16 protein-coding genes are annotated in these 21,190 nt (G+C 69.9%); 10 read left to right on the forward strand and 6 right to left on the reverse strand.

Annotated features, from left to right (window positions below; translation table 11 throughout):
* Positions 1-94: 94 nt before the first annotated feature.
* Positions 95-1,249 (reverse strand): ROK family protein, encoded by a 1,155-nt coding sequence (locus AB0N59_RS13995; RefSeq protein WP_363485010.1) that lies wholly within the window; start codon positions 1,247-1,249, stop codon positions 95-97.
* Between the two features lie 165 nt (positions 1,250-1,414).
* On the opposite strand from AB0N59_RS13995, the gene AB0N59_RS14000 reads away from it, so the two are divergent.
* From AB0N59_RS14000 to AB0N59_RS14035, 8 genes are all read left to right on the forward strand, one after another.
* On the forward strand, positions 1,415-2,524 hold the full coding sequence (locus AB0N59_RS14000; RefSeq protein WP_363484534.1) for a Gfo/Idh/MocA family oxidoreductase: 1,110 nt from the start codon (positions 1,415-1,417) through the stop codon (positions 2,522-2,524).
* 43 nt (positions 2,525-2,567) lie between these two features.
* The gene (locus AB0N59_RS14005; protein WP_363484537.1) at positions 2,568-4,052 is read left to right on the forward strand and encodes a GMC oxidoreductase; all 1,485 of its coding nucleotides are present in this window, start codon (positions 2,568-2,570) and stop codon (positions 4,050-4,052) included.
* A gap of 72 nt (positions 4,053-4,124) precedes the next feature.
* Entirely contained in the window at positions 4,125-5,402 is a 1,278-nt protein-coding gene (locus AB0N59_RS14010; RefSeq protein ID WP_363484540.1) for a sugar ABC transporter substrate-binding protein, read from the forward strand.
* Positions 5,403-5,410: 8 nt separating this feature from the next.
* Complete coding sequence (locus tag AB0N59_RS14015; RefSeq protein ID WP_363484543.1) at positions 5,411-6,370, forward strand: sugar ABC transporter permease; 960 nt, start codon at positions 5,411-5,413, stop codon at positions 6,368-6,370.
* On the forward strand, positions 6,367-7,194 hold the full coding sequence (locus tag AB0N59_RS14020) for a carbohydrate ABC transporter permease (RefSeq protein WP_239527967.1): 828 nt from the start codon (positions 6,367-6,369) through the stop codon (positions 7,192-7,194). Before AB0N59_RS14015 ends, AB0N59_RS14020 begins: the two co-directional genes overlap by 4 nt.
* 37 nt (positions 7,195-7,231) lie before the next feature.
* Complete coding sequence (locus AB0N59_RS14025; protein WP_363484547.1) at positions 7,232-8,179, forward strand: sugar phosphate isomerase/epimerase; 948 nt, start codon at positions 7,232-7,234, stop codon at positions 8,177-8,179.
* 7 nt (positions 8,180-8,186) lie between these two features.
* Positions 8,187-9,440, forward strand: coding sequence for an MFS transporter (locus tag AB0N59_RS14030; protein WP_363484550.1), 1,254 nt, complete (start codon positions 8,187-8,189; stop codon positions 9,438-9,440).
* A complete protein-coding gene (locus tag AB0N59_RS14035) occupies positions 9,437-10,450 on the forward strand; it encodes a sugar phosphate isomerase/epimerase (protein ID WP_363484553.1) in 1,014 nt (337 codons plus the stop codon). The genes AB0N59_RS14030 and AB0N59_RS14035 overlap by 4 nt, the downstream gene beginning before the upstream one ends.
* Positions 10,451-10,489: 39 nt before the next feature.
* On the opposite strand, the gene AB0N59_RS14040 is transcribed toward AB0N59_RS14035, so the two are convergent.
* The 5 genes from AB0N59_RS14040 to hrpA form a co-directional block, all read right to left on the reverse strand.
* On the reverse strand, positions 10,490-11,395 hold the full coding sequence (locus AB0N59_RS14040; RefSeq protein ID WP_363484556.1) for an NYN domain-containing protein: 906 nt from the start codon (positions 11,393-11,395) through the stop codon (positions 10,490-10,492).
* A gap of 1 nt (position 11,396) precedes the next feature.
* Positions 11,397-12,395: a Gfo/Idh/MocA family oxidoreductase gene (locus AB0N59_RS14045; protein ID WP_363484559.1), complete on the reverse strand. Its 999-nt coding sequence runs from the start codon at positions 12,393-12,395 to the stop codon at positions 11,397-11,399.
* A gap of 42 nt (positions 12,396-12,437) precedes the next feature.
* Entirely contained in the window at positions 12,438-13,778 is a 1,341-nt protein-coding gene (locus AB0N59_RS14050; protein WP_363484562.1) for an aminotransferase class V-fold PLP-dependent enzyme, read from the reverse strand.
* A gap of 86 nt (positions 13,779-13,864) precedes the next feature.
* Positions 13,865-14,809 (reverse strand): NADP-dependent oxidoreductase, encoded by a 945-nt coding sequence (locus AB0N59_RS14055; protein ID WP_363484565.1) that lies wholly within the window; start codon positions 14,807-14,809, stop codon positions 13,865-13,867.
* A 23-nt stretch (positions 14,810-14,832) separates the two neighbouring features.
* On the reverse strand, positions 14,833-18,852 hold the full coding sequence (hrpA, locus tag AB0N59_RS14060; protein ID WP_363484568.1) for an ATP-dependent RNA helicase HrpA: 4,020 nt from the start codon (positions 18,850-18,852) through the stop codon (positions 14,833-14,835).
* 56 nt (positions 18,853-18,908) lie between these two features.
* On the opposite strand from hrpA, the gene AB0N59_RS14065 reads away from it, so the two are divergent.
* Positions 18,909-20,324, forward strand: coding sequence for a heparan-alpha-glucosaminide N-acetyltransferase domain-containing protein (locus AB0N59_RS14065; RefSeq protein WP_363484571.1), 1,416 nt, complete (start codon positions 18,909-18,911; stop codon positions 20,322-20,324).
* A complete protein-coding gene (locus tag AB0N59_RS14070) occupies positions 20,321-21,157 on the forward strand; it encodes an aldo/keto reductase (protein ID WP_363484573.1) in 837 nt (278 codons plus the stop codon). The genes AB0N59_RS14065 and AB0N59_RS14070 overlap by 4 nt, the downstream gene beginning before the upstream one ends.
* Positions 21,158-21,190: the final 33 nt, after the last annotated feature.

A 21,190-nucleotide genomic window follows, 5' to 3' on the forward strand; every position in this document is an offset into this window, starting at 1 on the left:
CCGGCTTCGTCCCCCCAGACGTGCCCGCCAGCCTAGCAACGCACTCGGCCGAGCGACAGGGTCAGCCGCTGCGCCCGTCTGCGGGACGCGATTCTCAGCCGGCTCTGCTCGCGCCGCGCGCGACGAGGGCGTCCACGTTCGCGGGGGACAGCACCTCCCGGGCGACCATGATCGCGGCGCCGAGCACACCGGCGCGTTCGCCCGCCTGCGTCTGCACGATCGCCAGGTGCTGCGTGGCGAGCGGAATGGAACGCCGGTACACGACCTCGCGTACGCCGGCCAGCAGATGCTCTCCGGCCCGGGCGACGCTGCCGCCCAGCACGATGATCGACGGATTGAGCAGGTTCACGACCGTCGCGAGCACCTCGCCGACCTCGCGTCCCGCCTGCCGGGTGGCGTCGATGGCGGCCACGTTTCCCGAGCGGACGAGCTCGACGACGTCTGCGCTGCTCTCCGCCTCGAGACCCTGCGCGCGCAGCGCCCCTGCGATGGCGGTTCCGCTGGCGAGCTCTTCCAGCTCCCGCTCGTCGCCTGGCTGCAGCGAGGAATCGGGGGAGTAGGGCACGCGCACGTGGCCCAGGTCGCCCGCCGACCCCTTGGCGCCGCGCTGCAGCTGACCGCCCGAGATGATTCCCGCTCCGATGCCCGTCGCGACCTTGACGAAGATGAGGTCCGAGGCATCCGGAAAGCTCATCGCCTGCTCGCCGAGCGCGAGGATGTTGACATCGTTGTCGACGAGCACGGGCACGTCGAAGGTGCGCTGCACGTATCCCGGCACGTCGAATCTGTCCCAGCCCGGCATGATGGGCGGGTTGTACGGGCGTCCCGTCGAGTGCTCGACCGGGCCCGGCACGCCGATGCCGACTCCGACGACCGGCATGCCGGCCGCGCTCATCTCATCGAGCAGCAGCGCCCAGTCCGACAGCGCCGCCTCGAGCACGGCCGTCGGCCCCGAGGCGATGTCGATCTGCCGCGTGCGCGATGCGAGGATGCGGCCGCTGAGATCGGCGACGGCGGTGGTCGCGTGCGAGGCGCCGAGATCGGCTGCGAGCACGGCGCCGGCCTGCGGATTGAACGCGACGCGCGACGGCGGGCGGCCGCCGGTCGAGGCGCCTTCGCCTGCGGGCGTGATCAACCCGGATGCCAGCAGCGCGTCGACCCGTGAGGAGACCGTCGACCTGGCCAGCCCGGTGAGGTGGACGAGATCGGCCTTGGTGCGCGCTCGCCCGTCCAGCAGCGTCTGCAGCATGTCTCCGGCACCTGGCGCGGCGCTCGCGGAAAGCCTCTCGACGTCACTCACGGAGTCAGTAAAGCACACGCTTCCGTGCAGAACAGGACCGACATATGACGACGACAGAAATACTTTTGATTTTGATCTAGCAAAAGTGTGTCGAGTCGTGTCAGAATCATCCACATGACAACGGATGTCACAGCAACAGGCGTCGGAACGATCCGATCCGGTTTCCTCGGCGGGGGCTTCATGGCCCAGGTGCACAGCCGCGCGGCACGCGCGGCCGGTGCGATCACAGCCGTTCTCGCGAGTTCGACTCCCGAGCGCGGTTTCGCGGCGGCGCAGGATCTCGGCATTGCGAGGGCCGCCGCCGACATCGCGGAACTGCTCGCGGACGACATCGACATCGTGCACGTCTGCACGCCCAACGCCACGCACGCCGAACTGGCCCTCGAGGTGATCCGGGCCGGCATCCACGTGATCTGCGAGAAGCCGCTGGCGACCCGTGCGGAGGACGCGCGCGCTCTCGCGGCCGCTGCCGAGGAGCGCGGCGTCGTCGCCGCTGTGCCGTTCGTCTACCGCTACCACCCCATGGTGCGCGAGGCGCGCGCGAGAGTCGCGGCCGGCGAGATCGGCGAGCTCCTCACTGTCGACTGCGGGTACCTGCAGGACTGGATGCTGCGACCCGGAGACGACGACTGGCGTGTCACAGCGGCCGACGGAGGGCCTTCCCGCGCCTTCGCCGACATCGGCTCGCACCTGTGCGATCTGCTCGAGTTCGTGGCAGGCGAGCGCATCGCGCGGCTGACCGCACGCACACGCAGGGTGTACGACGAGCGAGGCGGTCGTCCGGTCACCAACGAGGACGCCGTCTCGATCCTCGTCGAGATGGCCTCGGGAGCGATCGGCACGCTGCTCATCTCGCAGATGGCAGCCGGCCGGAAGAACGCGCTCACCCTCGAGCTCCACGGCGCCCACGCGAGCATCCGCTTCGATCAGGAGCGTCCGGAGGAGCTGTGGGTCGGTCAGCGGGAGGGCAGCAGACAGCTCTTCCGCGACCCCGAGACCGCCCACCCCGGAGTGGCTCGCTTCTCGACGGTGCCCGCCGGTCACGCCCAGGGCTACCAGGACGCATTCAACGGTTTCGTCGCCGACGCGTACGCGGCCATCCGGGGCGACGAGCTCCCCGACGGCCTGCCGACGTTCCAGGACGGCGTCCGCGCCGCCCAGCTCACCGAGGCGGTGCTCCTCGCGGCCCATGAGGAGCGCTGGGTCGACACCCCGGTCTCCTGAGCACACGCAGCGCTTCCTGATTCAACGCAGACAAGGAACACAGATGACAGAGAACTACGACCTCGTGATCGTCGGCTCCGGCCCGAACGGCGCGATCATCGCCCGCGAGGTGCACGAGCGCAGGCCCGAGGCCCGCATCCTCGTGCTCGAGGCCGGCTCCCGCATCACGGGCGTCGACGGCGAGCACCTCGTCGAGGTCGACGAGAACGCGATGAACGCCTCGTACGAGGACCTCATGCGCCGCGCGCGGCAGATCGAGTACGTCAAGGGCGCTGCCTCGATGAACAGCATCGAGGGCGACAGCTGGGACCCGTCGTCGACCGGCGTGTTCCCCGCCGCGTTCTTCGGACACAACTTCGCGCAGTTCCCCGGCGCCTCGCTGGCGTGGAACATCGGAGGGATGGGCGTGCACTGGACCGCGGCCACGCCCTGGCCCTACGCCGAGGAGATCCCCGACTTCCTCCCGCGGGCGGAATGGGATGCCGACCTGGAGACCGCTCGCAGCCTGCTGCGCACCTATGTCGGACCGCTCGTCGAGAACCCCTTCACCGAGCCGATCTTCGAGGCGATCCGTGCCGCGGTGCCCAGCCCCGACCCGGAGCGCGAGTTCGGATACATGCCGATGGCCGGCATCCCGCACGTCGACCGGCCGTTCGCCCGCACCGGCCCGCGTGACATCACCCCCTCCCTGTTCGACGCCAGCGAACCAGCGCTGCAGCTGCGCACCGGGGTGTTCGTCACCCGCCTGGAGCACGACGGCTCCCGCGTCACCGGCGTCGTCGGCCGCGACCTCGCCAGCAGCGAGGAGACGGTCTTCTCGGCGCGCGAGGTGCTGGTCGCAGGCGACGCCCTGCGCACGCCGCAGCTGCTGTGGGCATCCGGGATCCGGCCCGAGGCGCTGGGAGTGCGCCTCAACGAGCACGCCTCCATCGACGGCGACGTCGTCATCGACGCCGCGCGCCTGGGGCTCAGCGACGCCGACATCCCGAAGCCGCCGGCGGGCGAGCCGTTCATCGGCTCGTACTGGAGCCCCTCTATCGGAGCCGAGCGGCCCGCGCACGGGCAGCTCATGGAACGCGAATTCGACGGACAGCATGTGCTGGGCGTCGGCTGGTACTGCGCCACGGAGATCCGGCCCGAGAACCGGATCGAATTCTCGGACGAGCTCACCGACACCCTGGGGATGCCGCACATGACCGTGCACTTCTCGTACTCCGAGAAGGACATGGAGGTGATCCGCCAGACCATGCAGGTGCAGCGGGCCGCCGCGAACGCCATCGGCTCGTTCCCCGACGGAGACTCCGAGATCCTGCCTCCCGGCGCCTCTCTGCACTACACCGGCTCCGTGCGCATGGGCGCGGAGGACGACGGCACCAGCGTCGTCGACACCGACGGTCGCGTCTGGGGCTTCGACAACCTCTTCCTCGCCGGCAACGGCGTGATCCCGACGGCGCTCACCTGCAACTCGACGCTGACCGGCGCCACCCTCTCCGTGCGGATCGCCCGCGCGGTCGCCGCTTCCCTCTGACCCGACGCACCACCCAACACCAAGGAGATGATCGCGATGTACCCCCTTTCCCCTTCGCGACGCCGAGCGACGATGCTCGGGATCGCACTTCTGACATCCAGCGCCCTGCTGCTCACCGGCTGCGGCCGCGCGGCGGAAGACGGCGGGACGGCCGGCGGCGACGCCATGACCGTCGACGAGAAGCCGGCCACCGGGACCATCGAGATCTGGACGCAGGGCGCCGACGGTGCTGAGCTGCCCCAGATGTTCGACGAGTTCAAGAAGGACAACCCCGACGTCGAGATCAACATGACGCAGGTGCCCGAGGCGGAGTTCGCATCGAAGATGACGGCGGCGATCACGGCCGGCACGGTGCCGGACCTGATCTACGCGTTCACCGAGACGCAGTCCTCACTCATCGCGACCGGCGGCTTCGACGCCGTGCCGGAGAAGCTGGTCGATCCGGACGACTTCTTCGAGGTCATCTGGGACAACTCGGTCTACGACGACGTCGCGTACGGCGTGCCGTGGTACGCCTATGCGAACATGCAGATCATCCGCACCGACCTCGCCGAGAAGGCGGGTGCCGAGGTGCCCACCGACTGGGACAGCCTGCGCACCTTCGCCGAGAAGCTGAAGGACGCCGGCACCGAGTACCCCCTCGCGCTGGACTCGAGCTACGACGCCTACACGGCGCGCCAGCTGCTCGCGTTCTCCGTGCAGAACGGCGGCGGCTTCATCTCCGACGACCTCTCCACCTGGACGATCAACTCGGAGGAGAACGTCGAGGCCCTGGAGTTCCTCTCCGGCCTCAAGACGGATGGACTCGCGTCGTCCGACGGCCCCGCGTTCCTCGACACCGTTCCCTGGACGAGCAGCGGCAAGAACGCCGAGATCGTCGACGGCGGACCCTGGTTCATCAGCTGGTTCGACGACGCGAACGGCGCCGGCTGGTCGGACGAGCACCTGACGCTCGCCCCGATGCCGACCGGTCCCGACGGCGACGCCGCGACCACGGTCGGCGGCGGCAGCTGGATGGTCCCCTCCGACTCCGAGAACAAGGACGGCGCCTGGAAGTTCGCGCGCTTCATGTCCGAGCCCTCGAGCCAGGTCAAGTGGTTCGAGATCTTCAAGAACATGCCCGCAGTGAAGGCGGCATGGGAGGACCCCGCGCTCGCAGACAACCGCGTGCTCGAGACGGTCGAGAAGGGCCTCGAGTCGGGCGTCAACCTGCCCAAGGTCTCGACCTGGACACAGGTCGGCACCGTGATCGGCGAGCAGATGGAGAAGGTCGTCCGTGGGGGTGCATCCGCGCAGGAAGCGCTGGACGCGGCGCAGGCACAGGCCGAGTCCATCGGGATGGGCAACTGACTCCGATCATGACCACCACCACCTCTGCGACTCGCACTGTGGTCACCCCGGGGGCGCCGGCACGGCGTCCCCGGGGGGTCCGGAAGGCGCACGAGGGCTCGCGGGCGGAGGCCACCACCGCGTGGCTCTTCCTCGCTCCGTTCCTCGTGATCTTCCTCCTGTTCACGGGTGTCCCGGCTGTCCTCGCCATCGGCGCCAGCCTGACGGACATGTCCGCGCGGGACATCCGCGACCCGCTCAACGTCAACTTCACCGGTTTCGACGGGTTCGCCGCCATCATCGGGAACCCGGGATTCCAGAGCGCCTTCCTCAACACCGTGCTCTTCGTGGTGCTGTGCGTGCCCATCAGCATGGGGCTGGGTCTCGCTCTCGCGCTCATGCTGAACAACGGCATCCGCCGGCTGAAGACGTTCTTCCGCGCTGCCGCCTACATCCCGGTCATCACGAACATCGTGGCGGCCGCCGTGATCTGGCAGTACGCGTTCTCGATCACCGGCCCGGTGAACAGCGTGCTCGGCAGTCTCGGGCTTCCCGAGCCGAACTGGCTGGGCGACCCCGGCTGGGCGGTCACCACCGTCGTCGCCATGGGCGTCTGGCGCACCACCGGCACCTGCATGATCCTCTTCCTCGCCGGCCTTCAGGCGGTTCCGGAGGAGATCTACGAGGCCGCAGCCACCGACGGCGCCGGCCCGTGGCGCCGCCTGTGGTCCATCACCCTGCCGCTGCTGCGCCCGACCACCCTGCTGGTCACGGTGCTGCAGACGGTGTCGTTCCTGAACATCTTCGAGGAGCCCTATCTGCTGACCAAGGGCGGTCCGCTCGGCTCCACGAAGTCGATCGCTCTGTGGGTCTACGAGCAGTTCGGCTTCGGCAACGTCTCCGCCTCGATGGCGGGGTCGGTGCTGCTGCTGGTGCTCGTCGGCGTCGTCGCGATCGTCCAGTTCCGAATTCTGAGGCCGAAACATTGAAAACCCTGTCTCCGACGCGTCAGGCGCTCAACTACACCGCCCTCGCCGTCATCACCGTCTTCATGCTCCTGCCGTTCGTCTGGGTCTTCTTCGGCTCGTTCAAGACGCAGGGCGAGTTCCTCGCGAACCCGGGGGCATGGTTCCCCGAGACCTTCCAGATCGACAACTACATCCAGCTCTTCCGTGACCGCGGATTCGGCGACTACATGATGAACAGCTTCATCGTGTCGAGCGTCGCGATCGCAGGCAACGTCGTCTTCAGCGCGATGGCGGGGTACGCCCTGGCGAAGCTGCGCTTCCGCGGCAAGAACGTCGTGTTCCCGCTGGTGATCGCCTCGATGATCGTGCCCTACGTGGCACTCTTCGTGCCGCAGTTCGTGATCGTCGTGCAGATGGGCCTGGTCGACTCGCTGATCGCCATCATCCTGCCGGTGCTCACCCTGCCGCTGTGCGTGTTCATCATGCGTCAGTTCGCGCACGGCGTGCCGTACGAGCTGATGGAGGCGGCGCGCCTGGACGGCGCGGGGGAGGGCCGGATCTTCTTCAGGGTGTTCCTGCCGCTCACCGGGCCAGGGCTCGCGACCGTCGCGATCCTGTCGTTCCTCACCTCCTGGAACAACTTCCTCTGGCCGCTCGTGGTCGCCCAGTCGCAGGACACCTACACCGCCCCGGTGGGGCTGTCGGTGGCCTCCCAGGCATCCAACTCCATCTCCTTCGGCCTGCTGCTGGCCGGAGCCATGGTCGTGCTGCTGCCGATCCTCATCCTGTTCCTGTTCCTGCAGAAGTACTTCATCCAGGGCGTCGCCGCCACGGGTCTGAAGTGACCACCTCCCTCTGACGAGAAAGACAAGGACCATCGCAATGCCGCTCTCGGAACTGAAGTTCGCTCTCAACGCCATCCAGTGGATCAACGTGAAGGAGGATCCTGACGACCTCGACAGCGCGAGTCTGTGGCGGTTCGCCGACCCGGCCTTCGTCGCCGAGTACCCCGAGGTGCTCCGCGCGATCAAGGACGCCGGGTTCGGCGCCACGATGATGGAGGTCCTCGACACCCAGACGCTGCAGAGCTACGCCGCGATGGTGGCCGACTCCGGCCTCGCTCTCGCCCCTGGCTACGTGCAGGTTCCGCTGGCGAGCGACCATGGCGGACGGCTCGAGCGCGGCACGTTCGAGCGCATCCACTGGTTCGACGGCGTGCGCCGCAAGGCCGAGGAGTCGAACTACTTCGGTCTGAAGACCGTCTTTCTCGCGGCCGAGGTCGACCAGACCGCCATCCGCTGGACGAAGCCGGCGGTGGGACACGATTTCCGCCAGGACCGCCTGGACGAGCTCACCGACCTCATCGACGAGGCGGTCGACGTGCTCAACGCCGAAGGCGTGAAGCCCGGCCTGCACAACCACGTGGGCACCTGGATCGAGACGCAGCACGAGTACGAGCACGTGCTGAACGCCATCGACGCGTCGCGCCTGGGCGCTGCTTTCGACATCGGCCACCTGGAGTGGGCGGGGATCAGCGCGAAGGATGCGATCGCGACCTGGGCGGACCGGGTGCAGGACCTGCACCTGAAGGATCTCGACCTCGACCTCGCCCGCCGCACCCGTGACGGCGAGCTCACCTACGAGCGGGCAACCGATCTCGGCCTCTACCGCGAACCGGGCCTCGGCGACCTCGACCTCACCGGCACGCTCGCCGCGCTGCCGGACGGCTGGGACGGCTGGGTCATCATCGAGGTCGACCGCGCCAGCATGGACCCGTTCGAGAGCGCCCACCACACCGCCCGCTGGGTCGCCGACGTCACCGGGCGCTGACGCGTCCATGACGCCCCCGACCTCCGCCTTCGGCGAGCTGCGCACCGCGGCCGGCTGGCACTTCTTCGTCATCGCCTTCCTCGGTCGCCTGCCGGTGGCGATGAACGTCGTCGGAGTGCTGACGCTGGTGGCCGTGGCGCGCGGATCGCTGGCGGAGGCCGGCATCGCATCGGCCACGCTCGGCATCGCCTCCGGAATCGGCGCACCGCTGCTCGGCGCCGCGGCCGACCGCTGGGGGCAGCGGCCGGTGCTCACCGCGGTCGCGCTCGTGAACACCGCCGCGCTGATCGGCGTCGTCACCGCCGCCTTCGCCGAGGTGCCGCTCGTCGTCCTCTCCGCTGCGTGCCTGCTCGCCGGCGCGACGATCCCGCAGATCTCGTCGATGGCGCGCACCCGCTGGATGGCGCTGCTCGTGGGCGACGACCGCAGTCGCAGGCGCATGTCCGCCGCGATGAGCTACGAGGGCATGGCCGACGAGCTGTCGTTCGTCGGCGGTCCTGTGCTCGTGGGCATCCTGGGTGCGGGCTTCGGCCCCGCCGTGCCGATGCTCACCGCAGCGGCGATCACCCTGGTGTTCGTGCTCGCGTTCGCCTGGCACCCGACGGCGGCGGCTGTGCGTCCGCATCCGCACGCGACGGCACCGGAGCGAGGGGGACGACCGCTGCTGCTGCGCCCCCTCGTCGCGCTGCCGATCGGCGGCATGTTCTTCATGGGCGCATTCTTCGGCGCTGCGCTGGTCGCGCTCACCGCATTCCTTCGCGCTCAGGGCCTCGAGGAGCAGACTGGCCTGGTGTACGGCTGCATGGGAGTGACCAGCGCTGTCTCGGCGATCGCGCTGGTCGCGCTGCCCGAGCGGGTCGCTCTCGCGACACGCTGGGCCGTGTCCGCCTCGGTGCTCGTCGTCGCGGCCGTGTGCATGTCGTTCGTGAATGCCGTGTGGAGCATGATCCTCGTCCTCCTGCTCGTCGGGGCCGCCGCCGGCGCCCTGCTCGTCACCCTCAACAGCGCGGGTGCGGCCGCTGCTCCGCCCCGCCGCATGGCGACCACCATGACGCTGCTCGCCAGCGGCATCATCGTCGGCCAGGCGATCGCCTCAGCCGTCACCGGCGGGCTCGCCGAGCACCTCGGCTTCGCCGCAGCCGTCGGCTGCCTGCTCGCCGCCGCCGTCGGCGGTGTGCTCGTCGCAGCACTGAACATCCTCGTCGTCCGGCGCACCCGCGCGTCCGCATCGTCCGATCGTCTCGAAGGAGAACCCGCATGACCGCCAGCACGCACCCCGTGACCCTGTTCACCGGGCAATGGGCAGATCTGCCGTTCGAGGAGGTCGCGCGTCTCGCCGCCTCGTGGGGCTATGACGGCCTGGAGGTGGCTGCATCCGGCGATCATCTCGATCTGAAGCTCGCCGACGAGGACGACGCCTACGTCGCGTCGAGGAAGGAGATCCTCGACCGTCACGGACTGCAGATCTTCGCGATCTCGAACCACCTGGCGGGGCAGGCCGTCTGCGACGCCCCGATCGACTTCCGGCACCAGGCGATCCTGCGCGACTACGTGTGGGGGGACGGCGAGGCGGAGCGCGTGCGGCAGCGTGCCGCCGACGACATGAAGCGCGCGGCGCGCGTGGCGCGCAAGCTCGGCGTCGACACGGTGGTGGGCTTCACCGGATCGTCGGTCTGGCCCTATGTGGCCATGTTCCCGCCCGTACCGGCATCGGTCATCGAGAGCGGCTTCGAGGACTTCGCGAACCGGTGGAATCCGATCCTCGACGTGTTCGACGCCGAAGGCGTGCGGTTCGCCCACGAGGTGCACCCGGGCGAGATCGCCTACGACTACTGGAGCTCGGTTCGCGCCCTGGAGGCGATCGAACACCGCGAGGCCTTCGGCTTCAACTGGGACCCGTCGCACATGATGTGGCAGAACATCGACCCGGTCGGGTTCATCTGGGACTTCAAGGACCGGATCTACCACGTCGACTGCAAGGACACCCGCATGCGTCCGCACAACGGCCGTGCCGGCGTGCTCGGCTCGCACCTGCCGTGGGGCGACCCCAGACGCGGCTGGGACTTCGTGTCGACCGGACACGGCGACGTGCCCTGGGAGGACTCCTTCCGGGCCCTCGACGCGATCGGGTACACCGGGCCGATCTCCATCGAATGGGAGGATGCCGGCATGGACCGCCTGCACGGCGCTGCGGAGGCCGTGAAGTACGTGCGCTCGCTGCTGTGGCCTCAGCCGCAGGCGTCGTTCGACGCCGCCTTCAGCAATCAGTGAGCGGCGGAGGGGCGGGAAGCACCGCGCCGCCCGCGAGCGTCACGCCTCTTTGAGGCGCACGAGCCGCTCGTGACCGCTCTCCTCGAGCTCGGCGGCGTCGTCGCGCGAGCGCAGGAAGTCATTGAACGAGCGGTACCCGAGGGCCTTCTCGCTGAACGAGGGATCCATCCGGCGCATCTGCGTCTTCACGGCAGAGGCGTGCAGCCATTCGTCGGAATCGGTCTTGTCATGGCCCAGGCGCAGCGCGCGCACGAGCAGCGAGGTCGCCTCGGACTGCTCATCCTGCTTGGGCGCCGTGGTGCGTGCGCGCCGTGTCTTCGTGGCGCTCTTCGGCTCGGGCTTGTCCTTCGTCGACGCGGCGGCCGGGGCATCCGGGGTCGGACGGACGACGCCGGGAAGCGAGTCGTACGATTCGAACTCATCGCAGGCGGCGGCGAGCGACTTCGCCGTCGAGCCGGCGACCCCCACGCCGATCACGTAGCGGCCGAGCCGCTTGCAGCGCTGCGCGAGCGGCACGTAGTCGCTGTCGCCGGCGACGATCACGACGTGAGTGAGATCGGGCAGACGGAACATGTCTTCGACGGCGTCCACGGCCAGTCGGATGTCGGCGCCGTTCTTGGCGTACGCCGCTGCGGGGAACAGCTGCACGAGATCCACCGCGCGGGCGACGAGCTGCGAGCGGTACTCCGCGTTCACCGGAGACGACCAGTCGGCGTAGGCGCGGGTGAGCACCAGCGTGCCGAACGACGACGCGTAGTCGATGATCGCGCCGACCTCGATCGTCGCCTGCTTGAGGCGCTCGGCGACCCCGGCGTCGTGCGGGTCGTCGATGATGCGCTGGCGGTCTTTGCCGTAGGCGTTGCGACCGTGCACCCGGTCGTACCAGGAGATCACGATGTTGTCGAAGTCGAGGTAGACCGCCACGCGGCCCGATGTCTCAGCCATGTCAGCTCTCGCTCGGGTAGACGACGCCGATCTGCCGGCGGACCTCATCGAGGGTGCCCATGATGGCCACGGACTCGGCGGTGGGGAGGGCGAGCTGCGAACCGTCGGTGTCGCCCGCCGCGACGGCGCGCTCAGCGGCCAGCGCCTGATAGTGCATGCCGCGGCCCTCACCGTCCTTCATGCTTCCGTCGAACTCCTCGATGACCGTTCCATCCGGGGCGATCACGCGCACCGCGCAGGGAGCGAGGAAGAACGGTCCCACCTCGATCCGGGCCTCGGTGCCCAGCACCACCGCGGCGCTCGGGCCTGCGGCGCGCGACGACGACAGCGAGGTCGAGATCACGCCGCCGGCATGGGTCATGATCGTCGCGACCTCGGCATCCGCCCCCGTCTCGAGCAGACGGCCGGTCGCGGTGATGTCGACGGGCTCGCCGAGCACGTCCCAGATGAACGAGATCGGGTAGATGCCCAGGTCGAGAAGGGCTCCGCCGCCGAGTGCGAGATCGTTGAGCCGGTGCGCTGGGTCGGTCGGCAGATTCTGCGTGTGCTCGGCCGACACCGAGCGGATCTCGCCGAGCGTGCCCTCGGCGATGATCTCGCGGACGCGGATCATGTGCGGAAGGTAGCGCGTCCACATCGCCTCCATGGCGAGCAGGCCCTTCTCGGCGGCGAGGGACTGCAGGTCCTCGGCCTCTGCGCGATTGACGGTGAACGCCTTCTCGACGAGAACGTGCTTTCCGTTCTGCAGGGCGAGACGCGCATCCTCGTGGTGCATGGGATGCGGTGTGGCGACGTAGATGATGTCGACGTCGGGGTCTTCGGCGAGGCCGGCGTACGAGCCGTGCGCGCGGGGGATGCCGAAGCGCGCGGCGAACGCGTCAGCCGATTCCTGCGAGCGCGAGCCCACCGCGACGAGGTCGAGACCGGCGGCGCGCAGGTCGGATGCGAAGGCGGTGGCGATGCCGCCGGTGGCGAGGATGCCCCATCGGAGTCCGGTCATGCCTTCAGCGTATCGGGGCCCCGGACATCGTCGGCGCTCGTGTCAGCGTGCGCCGACGAGAGCATGCTCCCGCAGTGGCGCGAGCACGCGGTCGAGGTCGGCGATGAGATCGGCGGGGTCTTCGAGCCCCGCCGAGACGCGCACCGTGTTCAGCGAGATCCCCGCGGCCTCCCGCTGGGCCGCCGTCAGGTGCGAGTGGGTCATCGACGCCGGATGGGCGACCATGCTGCGCGCGTCGCCGATGTTCGCGATGAGACGGAAGACCCGCAGCTCATCGACGACGCTCGCCACACGGGCGAACGCATGCTCATCCTCGGCGCCGACGAGGTCGAACGAGAAGACCGACGGGGCACCTCTCGGCAGATACCGCGAGGCGAGCTCGTTCCACGGGTTGCCGCCGAGCGAGGGGTGATGCACCCGGGCGACGGCGGGATGCTGCGCCAGGTGCTCGGCGAGCAGGCGCGCGGTCGCCGACTGCCGTGCGACCCGCAGGTCGAGCGTCTCGATTCCCTGCAGGATCTGCCAGGCGTTGAACGGCGATAGCGACGGGCCGAGATCGTGCACGTACTTCGACTTCGCGAGGGCGGCGAATGCGCCTCCGCGGCCGAAGCGCTCCCACAGCACGAGGTCACCGAAGCGCGTGTACGGTCCGGTGAACTGCGGCCAGCGCTCGGGCTGCGCACCGAAGTCGAAGCTGCCCTGATCGACCACCACGCCGCCGAGAGAGCTGCCGTGCCCCGACAGGAACTTGGTGGCCGAGTGCACGACGAAGTCGGCGCCGTGCTCGCCGGGGCGCACGAGATGGGGAGTTCCCACCGTGTTGTCGATGACGAGCGGCACGCCGGCCTCGTGCGCGATGTCGGCCACCGCCCGGATGTCGAGCACCTGGGCGATCGGGTTCGCGACCGACTCGGCGAACAGCAGGCGGGTGCGCGGGGTGATGGCATCGCGCCAGGCGCCGAGGTCGTCCTGGTCGACGAAGGTCACCGAGATGCCGAAGTCGTCGAGCGTCTCCTGCAGCAGGTCGATCGTGCCGCCGTACAGCTGGTCGGCTGCGACGACGTGTCCGCCGCGGTGCACGAGCGCGAGGATCGTGACCGCCACGGCGGCCTGGCCGGAGGCGACGGCGACTGCGCTCGCCCCGCCCTCGAGCAGCGCGACCCGCTCTTCGAGGATCTGCTGGGTCGGATTGGCGTTGCGGCTGTAGATGATGCCCGTCTTGCGCAGGGCGAACAGGTCGGCCGCCTCGGCGAGCGAGGAGAACTCGTACGCCGCTGTCTGATGGATCGGCGGGACGGCGCTGATCACCCCGGTCGGCTGGTAGCCGCCCTGCACCTGCGCGGTCGCGAAAGCCGGCGTCGTCTCGGCACCAGGGGAAGTCATCTGCTCATGATGCTCCGCCGGGGCTCCGCCGTGCGCGTCGTGTGTCGAACTGTTGCGGCGTGCGACGCAGTGCGTCTGCGATCGGCTCAGGGGACGAGGATGATCTTGCCCTCGGCGGCATGCCGCTCGATCAGCTCGTGCGCTCTGGCCGCCTCGGCCAGAGGCAGCTCGGGGCCGAGCTCGACCTGGAAGTCGCCGGCTTCGATGAGGTTGATCGTCAGCGGGATCGCCTCCTGCCGCCACGCCTGCTCCTCTTCCGTGAGAGGGACGGGGCTGCCGCCCGAGAACGCGCGGATGCCGAAGTCGGCCGCGTCAGGGCCCCGGACGATCGTCGCGATGCGATCGCGGTCGTCGACGAGGTCGAGCGAGGTGCGGATCGCCTCATCGGTGCCCGCGCAGTCGAGGGCCACAGTGACGCCGTCGGGGGCGACCTCGCGCACGCGCTCGGTCAGTCCCTCTCCGTACGCGACGGGCTCGGCGCCGAGCGCGCGCAGCTGGTCGAATCGCCCCGGGCTGCCGGTGGCGATGACTCTCGCACCCCACAGCGCGGCGTACTGCACGGCGGCCTGGCCGACGGCTCCCGACCCCGCGTGCACAAGGAGGGTGTCGCCCTTCGCCACCTCGAGCGAGCGCAGGCACTGGTAGGCGGTTCCGACCGGTATGCCGAGCGCGGCGCCCTCGGCCATCGTCACGCCGTCGGAGAGGCGGAAGAGCTTCGAGACGGGAACAGCGAGGGCGCTCGCGTAGGTGCCGAGCACGTTGTCGACGACGACGCGGTCGCCGATCGCGAAGCCCGAGACGCCCTCGCCGAGGCCCGCGACGACACCCGCTCCGTCGAAGCCGACGCGGCGCGGCTCGACGATGGGGGGCGAGGGTCGGGCGCCGCGGCGCAGCTTGGCATCCAGCGGATTCACTCCGGCCGCCTCGATGCGCACGACCACCTCGCCGGGGCCCGCGACGGGCTCGGGGATCTCGGTGAGGTGCAGGACGTCAGGCGTGCCGATCTCGGTGTAGACGATTGCGTGAGCCATGCGCCCCACGCTACCTCGACGCATCAGGCGCGGGACGCGAGGGCCTTCACGATGCGCTGCGGCGAGACCGGCTGCGCCGTGCCGAGCCGCTGGGCGAAGACGCTGACGCGGTACTCCTCGAGCAGCCAGCGCACCTCGACGAGGTCGGCCGGAGCATCCGGGCCGAGCGGCACGGTTCCGCCGACGTCGGCGAACGCCTTCGCGACCCGCTCGTACTCCGTCATCCGCGTGCGGTCCCTGCCCGGTTCGTTCGCGAGGGTCTTCAGCCGCTCCAGCATGCCGTCGAGGTAGCGGGGCAGGTGAGCGAGCCGCTCGACGCCGGTCGCCGAGATGAAACCGGGACGGATCAGCGCGCTCAGCTGCGAGCGGATGTCGTTCAGCGGACCGAGCAGAGCGAGCGAGTTCTGCGACTTGATGCCGCGCTCGACGTCACGGCTCTTCGTGAGGATCTTCGCGACGAGCGACACGCAGGCGAAGAGCCTGTCGACGAGCTCGGCGTTCACCTCGTCGCGCACCCGGCGGAACTCCGCCTCGGCACGGATCACCCCGCCCGGCACACGTGCGTCGATGAGCGAGCGCACCACGGCCGTGCGCGCGTCCTCGATGAGCGCGGCGACGTTCTCATACGGCGATGCGGCGAGCGCGAGCTTCTCAGGGGCGGTCAGGTGGTTCTGCACATACGAGGCGGGGGAGGGGATGTTCAGCAGCACGAGGCGCAGGACGCCCGCACGAGTGGCCGCGGCCGCGGCATCCGCCGTCGCCTCGACCCGAACCGAGACCGACTTCCCCCGGTCGACGATCGCCGGGTACCCGCGCACGGTGCCACCGGCGACACGGGTGTCGAGCACCTCGGGCAGGTCGCCGAAGGTCCAGTCGGTCAGGTCGTCGCGCTCGATCGGACCACGGGTCGACGCCGCTGCGACGCGCTCGGCCTCACGTCGGGGGCCGGCGGTGCGGCCCTGATCCGGCCGGTTCAGCGAGCGGGTCACGCTCTGCCGCGACCGATCAGACAGGCGCTGCTGCAGGGCCTGCAGATCGCGGCCGGACCCGGCGATGCGGCCCCGTTCGTCGACGGCTCGGAAGTTCACCAGCAGGTGACCGGGCACCCGTGCGTCGTCGAAGTCGGTGGCCGAGACAGGCTGGTTGGCGAGCGGCTGGATGAGCTTCGCCAGCGCCTCTTTGAGCGTGCGCGCAGGCACGCCGGAGTGGTGCTCCGGACCCTCGGCGGCGAGCTGCTCGCCGAACTTCTCCGCCCAGTCGGCGGCAGGCACGACATGGCGGCGGATCGCCTTGGGCAGGGCGCGCAGCAGCGCGGTGATCAGCTCGGCGCGGAGCCCCGGCACCTGCCAGTCGAAGCCGGCGTCGCGGATCTGCTGCAGCAGCGCGAGCGGCATCACGACGCTGACGCCGTCGTCTTCGGCACCGGGCTCGAAGCGGTACGCGAGGCCGAGCACCTGGTCGTCCTGCTGCCACCGGGTGGGGAACTCGCTCTGATCCGAGCGGCTGTCGTCGTCGACGAGGTCGCTCTCGCGCATCACGAGCAGCTTGGGCGTCTTCTGCAGCGCGTCGCGCCACCACTTCTCGAAGGAGCGCACGTCGAACACCTCGCGCGGGATGCGCTCGTCGTAGAACGCGAAGACCGTCTCGTCGCCCGCCAGGATGTCGCGGCGGCGCTCGCGCTCCTCGAGCTTCTCGAGCCGGCGGCGCAGCTCGGCGTTCGCCCGCCAGAACGCGCTGACACGCTTGTCGATCCGCGACGGATCCCATTCGCCCTCGACGAGCGCGTGACGCAGGAACAGCTCGCGCGCACCTGCGCGATCGATCCGCGCGAACTGCACTCGTCGCTTCGGGATGATCTCGACCCCGAACAGCGTCACCTTCTCGTAGGCGACCGCGGCACCTGCGTCCTTCGACCAGTGCGGCTCGGTGACCTGTCGCTTGGCGAGATCGCCGGCGAGAGCCTCGGCCCACGCCGGATCGATCGCCGCGACGGTGCGCGCGAAGGTGCGCGAGGTCTCGACGATCTCAGCGGCCATCACCGCCTGCGGCGACTTCTTGCGCAGGCCCGAGCCCGGGAAGATCGAGAACCGGATGCCGCGGGCGCCGCGGTACTCGGCGATGCGGCGCTTCTCGCCCTTGGCCTTGTTGGCGCTCGGCGAGGCGGTGCGCTCGTCGAGGATGCCGATCTGCGAGAGCAGCCCGGCCAGGATCGCCCGGTGGATGGCATCCGGGTCGGTCGCACCCTCGCCCCGTGCCGTGCCCTTCGGGGCCTTCACGAGCGTGCGCAGCTGACGGTGCACGTCGAACCACTCGCGCACGCGCACGTAGTTCAGGTGCTCGCTGCGGCACATGCGGCGGAAGGCGCTCGAGCCGAGCTCCTTCTGCTGCTCGCGCAGGTGGTTCCACAGGTTCAGCAGGGTGAGGAAGTCGCTGGTCGGATCGACGAAGCGCGCGTGCATGCGGTCGGCCTCGTCGCGCACCGACTGCGGGGCATCGGCGCTGGGGCGCTCGCGAACGTCCTGGATCGACAGCCCGGCGACGATCGCCATCACGTCGGCGAGCACCTGACCGCCCGAGCGCGTGGCCTCGATCAGCATCCGCGCGAAACGGGGATCCATCGGCATCCGGGAGATGTCACGGCCGATCCTCGTGAGACGGGGCTGCCCGGATCCCGAGCCCGATGGAGAGCGCGTGAGATCGACGGCGCCGATCTCGGTGAGCAGGTCGAGAGCGGCCTTCACGCCGCGGGAGTCGGGCGGGGTGAGGAAGGGGAACGCGGCGATGTCGCCGAAGCCCAGCGACAGCATCTGCAGCACGACCGACGCGAGCGAGGTGCGCAGGATCTCGGGCTCGGTGAACTCCGGCCGCTTCTCGAAGTCGTCCTCGCCGTACAGGCGGATCGCGATGCCGTCGCTGGTTCGGCCCGCGCGGCCGGAGCGCTGATTCGCGGATGCCTGCGACACGGCCTCGATGGGCAGCCGCTGCACTTTCGAGCGGGCGCTGTACCGCGAGATGCGGGCGGTGCCGGTGTCGACCACGTACTTGATGCCCGGCACGGTGAGGCTCGTCTCGGCGACGTTGGTGGCCAGCACCACCCGGCGACGCACACCGGCGACCTTCGACGGCTCGAAGACCCGGTGCTGCTCGGCGGCCGAGAGGCGGCCGTACAGGGGCAGCACCTCGACGGGCGATGTCGACGAGCGGTACGCGCTGCGCACGGCATCCGCCGCATCGCGGATCTCGGCCTCGCCGGGCAGGAACACGAGCACGTCGCCCGGCGCCTCGCGGTCGAGCTCGCGCAGCGCCGACACGATCGCCGCGACCTCGTCCTCCGGCTCGGGGGTGCTGCCGTCAGAACTCCGGAGATTCGTCGACGAACCGCGCCGCTCGGGTCGTCCCGCTCCCGATTCGCGTGGTTCTTCCGGAGTTGTGACGTCGTCGACCAGCGGCCGGTACCTGACCTCGACCGGGTAGGTGCGGCCGGAGACCTCGATGATCGGCGCGGGCTCGCCGTCGGCGTCGGCGAAGTGCGCCGCGAAGCTCTCGGGATCGATCGTCGCGGAGGTGATGATGACCTTGAGGTCGGGCCGTTCGGGCAGGATCCGCCGCAGATAGCCCAGCAGGAAGTCGACGTTGAGCGAGCGCTCGTGCGCCTCGTCGATGATGATCGTGTCGTAGCGGCGCAGCAGCCGATCGCGATGGATCTCGTTCAGCAGGATGCCGTCGGTCATCAGGGCGATGCGCGTGGCATCCGACACCTGGTCGGTGAAGCGCACCTTGTAGCCGACCAGGTCGCCGAGCTCGACGTGCAGCTCCTCTGCCACGCGCTCGGCGATCGTGCGGGCCGCCAGGCGCCGCGGCTGGGTGTGGGCGATGCGCTCGCGTCCGAGCTCGAGACAGATCTTCGGCAGCTGGGTCGTCTTGCCCGACCCGGTCGCACCCGCGACGATCACGACCTGGCTGTCGCGGATCGCCGCGGCGATCTCGTCGCGCGCCGCGCTGACCGGCAGCTCGGGAGGGTAGGTGATGACGGGCGAAGACATAGCCCTCCATCGTATCGCCGCCGACCCGGGTCGCGACCGGTCGCTACGATCAGTGAGTGACCGCTGCGCCGCCCGTCTCCCAGCCGGAGTCGCCCTTCGCCCGCCTGTCCGCCCTCTCGGCTCTCGCACGGTGGTGGCAGGGCTTCGGCCGTGCTCCGCGCATCATGGGACTGGACGTCGCGCGTGCGCTCGCCGTCCTCGGCATGGTGGGCGCGCACGTCGCGACCACGGCAGAAGAGGTGCGCGTCTTCGAACCGGACACCTGGAACGCCCTCGTGCACGGGCGCTCCTCCATTCTGTTCGCCGTGCTGGCCGGCATCTCGATCTCGCTGATGACGGGACGCACCCGCATCCCTCGTCGCGACGACCTGCCCCGCCTGCGGCTGAACCTGATCGGCCGCGGGGCGGCAGTGTTCGTCATCGGCATCGCCCTCGAGCTGCTCGGCACGCCCGTGGCCGTCATCCTCACCGTGTACGGGCTCGTCTACGTCGCGGCGATCCCGATGCTCAGATGGCGTGTGCGGCACCTGCTGCTGGCGGCGGGCGTCCTCGCGGTCGCCGGACCGCCTCTGCTCGCCCTCGCACGCGTGCTGTCGCTGGGCGCGACGGGACCCGGCACCGACATGGTGCTGTTCGGCACCTACCCGATCACCGTCTGGATGGCGCTCGTGCTGGTGGGGATGGCGATCGGGCGCCTGCGGGTGGATACGGCGCGCACAGCCGGAGCCCTGCTGGTGGCCGGCATCGTCTTCGCCGTCGGGGGATACGGTCTCGGTGCGCTGGGCGGCGCTCTGCAGCCGGCCGACGGCGACGAGGGCTCGAGCATCGTCGACGGCAGCGGCTCCGAGGAGATGCCCGCACCGATCCCCGCCTCGGAGGTGGACTTCGGCGACGCGGTCTGCGACTCCTGGGGCGACGGGGAGTTCTCCTGCTACCCCCAGCCGTCGCAGAGCGAGCTCGACGCTCCGCCATCCGGCTCGCCGTCGAGCTCCGAGATCGACGAGGGGTACGACGGCGGAGGCGGCTGGTCCTCATACCCGCAGGCTCTCGCCGAGCAGCTGCCCGGGGAGGCGGTCGTGAGCGCGCTCGTCTCGTCGGGCCCGCACTCCGGCGGCACGGCCGAGATCCTCGGGTCGGGTGGCTTCGCCGTCGCGGTGATCGGGGCGTGCCTGCTTCTCAGCCGCCCGCTGCGCTGGGTGCTGCTGCCGTTCGCGGCGCTCGGCTCGATGCCCCTGACGGCGTACTCCGCCCATATCGTGGCGATCGTCGCCATCGCCGGCCCCGCAGGGCTGCCCGACGGCGAGCACGCCTGGGGCTGGTTCTCCCTGTCGCTGCTGGTGGCGACGACCGGCTGGGCGATCATCGTCGGCCAGGGGCCGCTCGAGAGGCTCGTCGCCCGCGCGGCCGCGGCCATGTCGGCGGGTGCCGCCCCCGCGCCCGCAGCACCGGACCGACCTAGGGTGGATGCATGACGATCCCCACTCTCGAACTCAACGACGGAAACACGATCCCCCAGCTCGGCTACGGCGTCTTCCTCGTGCCCGCCGATGAAGCGGAGCGCGCGGTGAGCGAGGCTCTCGAGGCCGGCTACCGCCACATCGACACCGCGGCGATCTACCGCAACGAAGAGGGGGTGGGCGCCGCGATCGCCAAGAGCGGCATCCCGCGCGACGAGCTCTTCATCACCACCAAGCTGTGGAACGACCGCCACGACGGCGACGAGCCCGACCGGGCGATCGACGAGAGCCTCGAGAAGCTCGGTCTCGACGCCGTCGATCTCTATCTCGTGCACTGGCCGACGCCCGCGAACGACAACTACGTCCACGCGTGGGAGAAGATGATCGGCATTCGCGAGCGCGGCCTGACCCGCTCGATCGGCGTCTCGAACCACCTCGTGCCGCACCTCGAGCGCATCGTCGCCGAGACGGGCGTCACCCCTGCGGTCAACCAGATCGAGCTCCACCCCGCCTACCAGCAGCGCGACATCACCGACTGGGCCGCCGCGCACGGCGTGCGCATCGAGTCGTGGGGCCCGCTCGGGCAGGGCAAGTACGACCTGTTCGGCACCCAGCCGATCGCGGATGCCGCTGCCGCCACCGGCCGCACCCCTGCCCAGGTCGTGCTGCGCTGGCACCTGCAGAAGGGATTCATCGTCTTCCCGAAGTCGGTGCGCGCCGAGCGCATGCGCGAGAACCTCGACGTGTTCGGCTTCGAGCTCGACGAGCAGCAGATGGCGGCGATCGACGGCCTCGACCCGCTCGACGGCTCGGGCCGGGTCGGCACGCACCCGAACGACCTGAACTGACGCGCATCCCGAGACCCCCTGCCCCCGCCTCAC

It is taken from the genome of Microbacterium sp. NPDC089321 (genome assembly GCF_040684935.1).
In the GTDB taxonomy this organism is placed as follows: domain Bacteria; phylum Actinomycetota; class Actinomycetes; order Actinomycetales; family Microbacteriaceae; genus Microbacterium.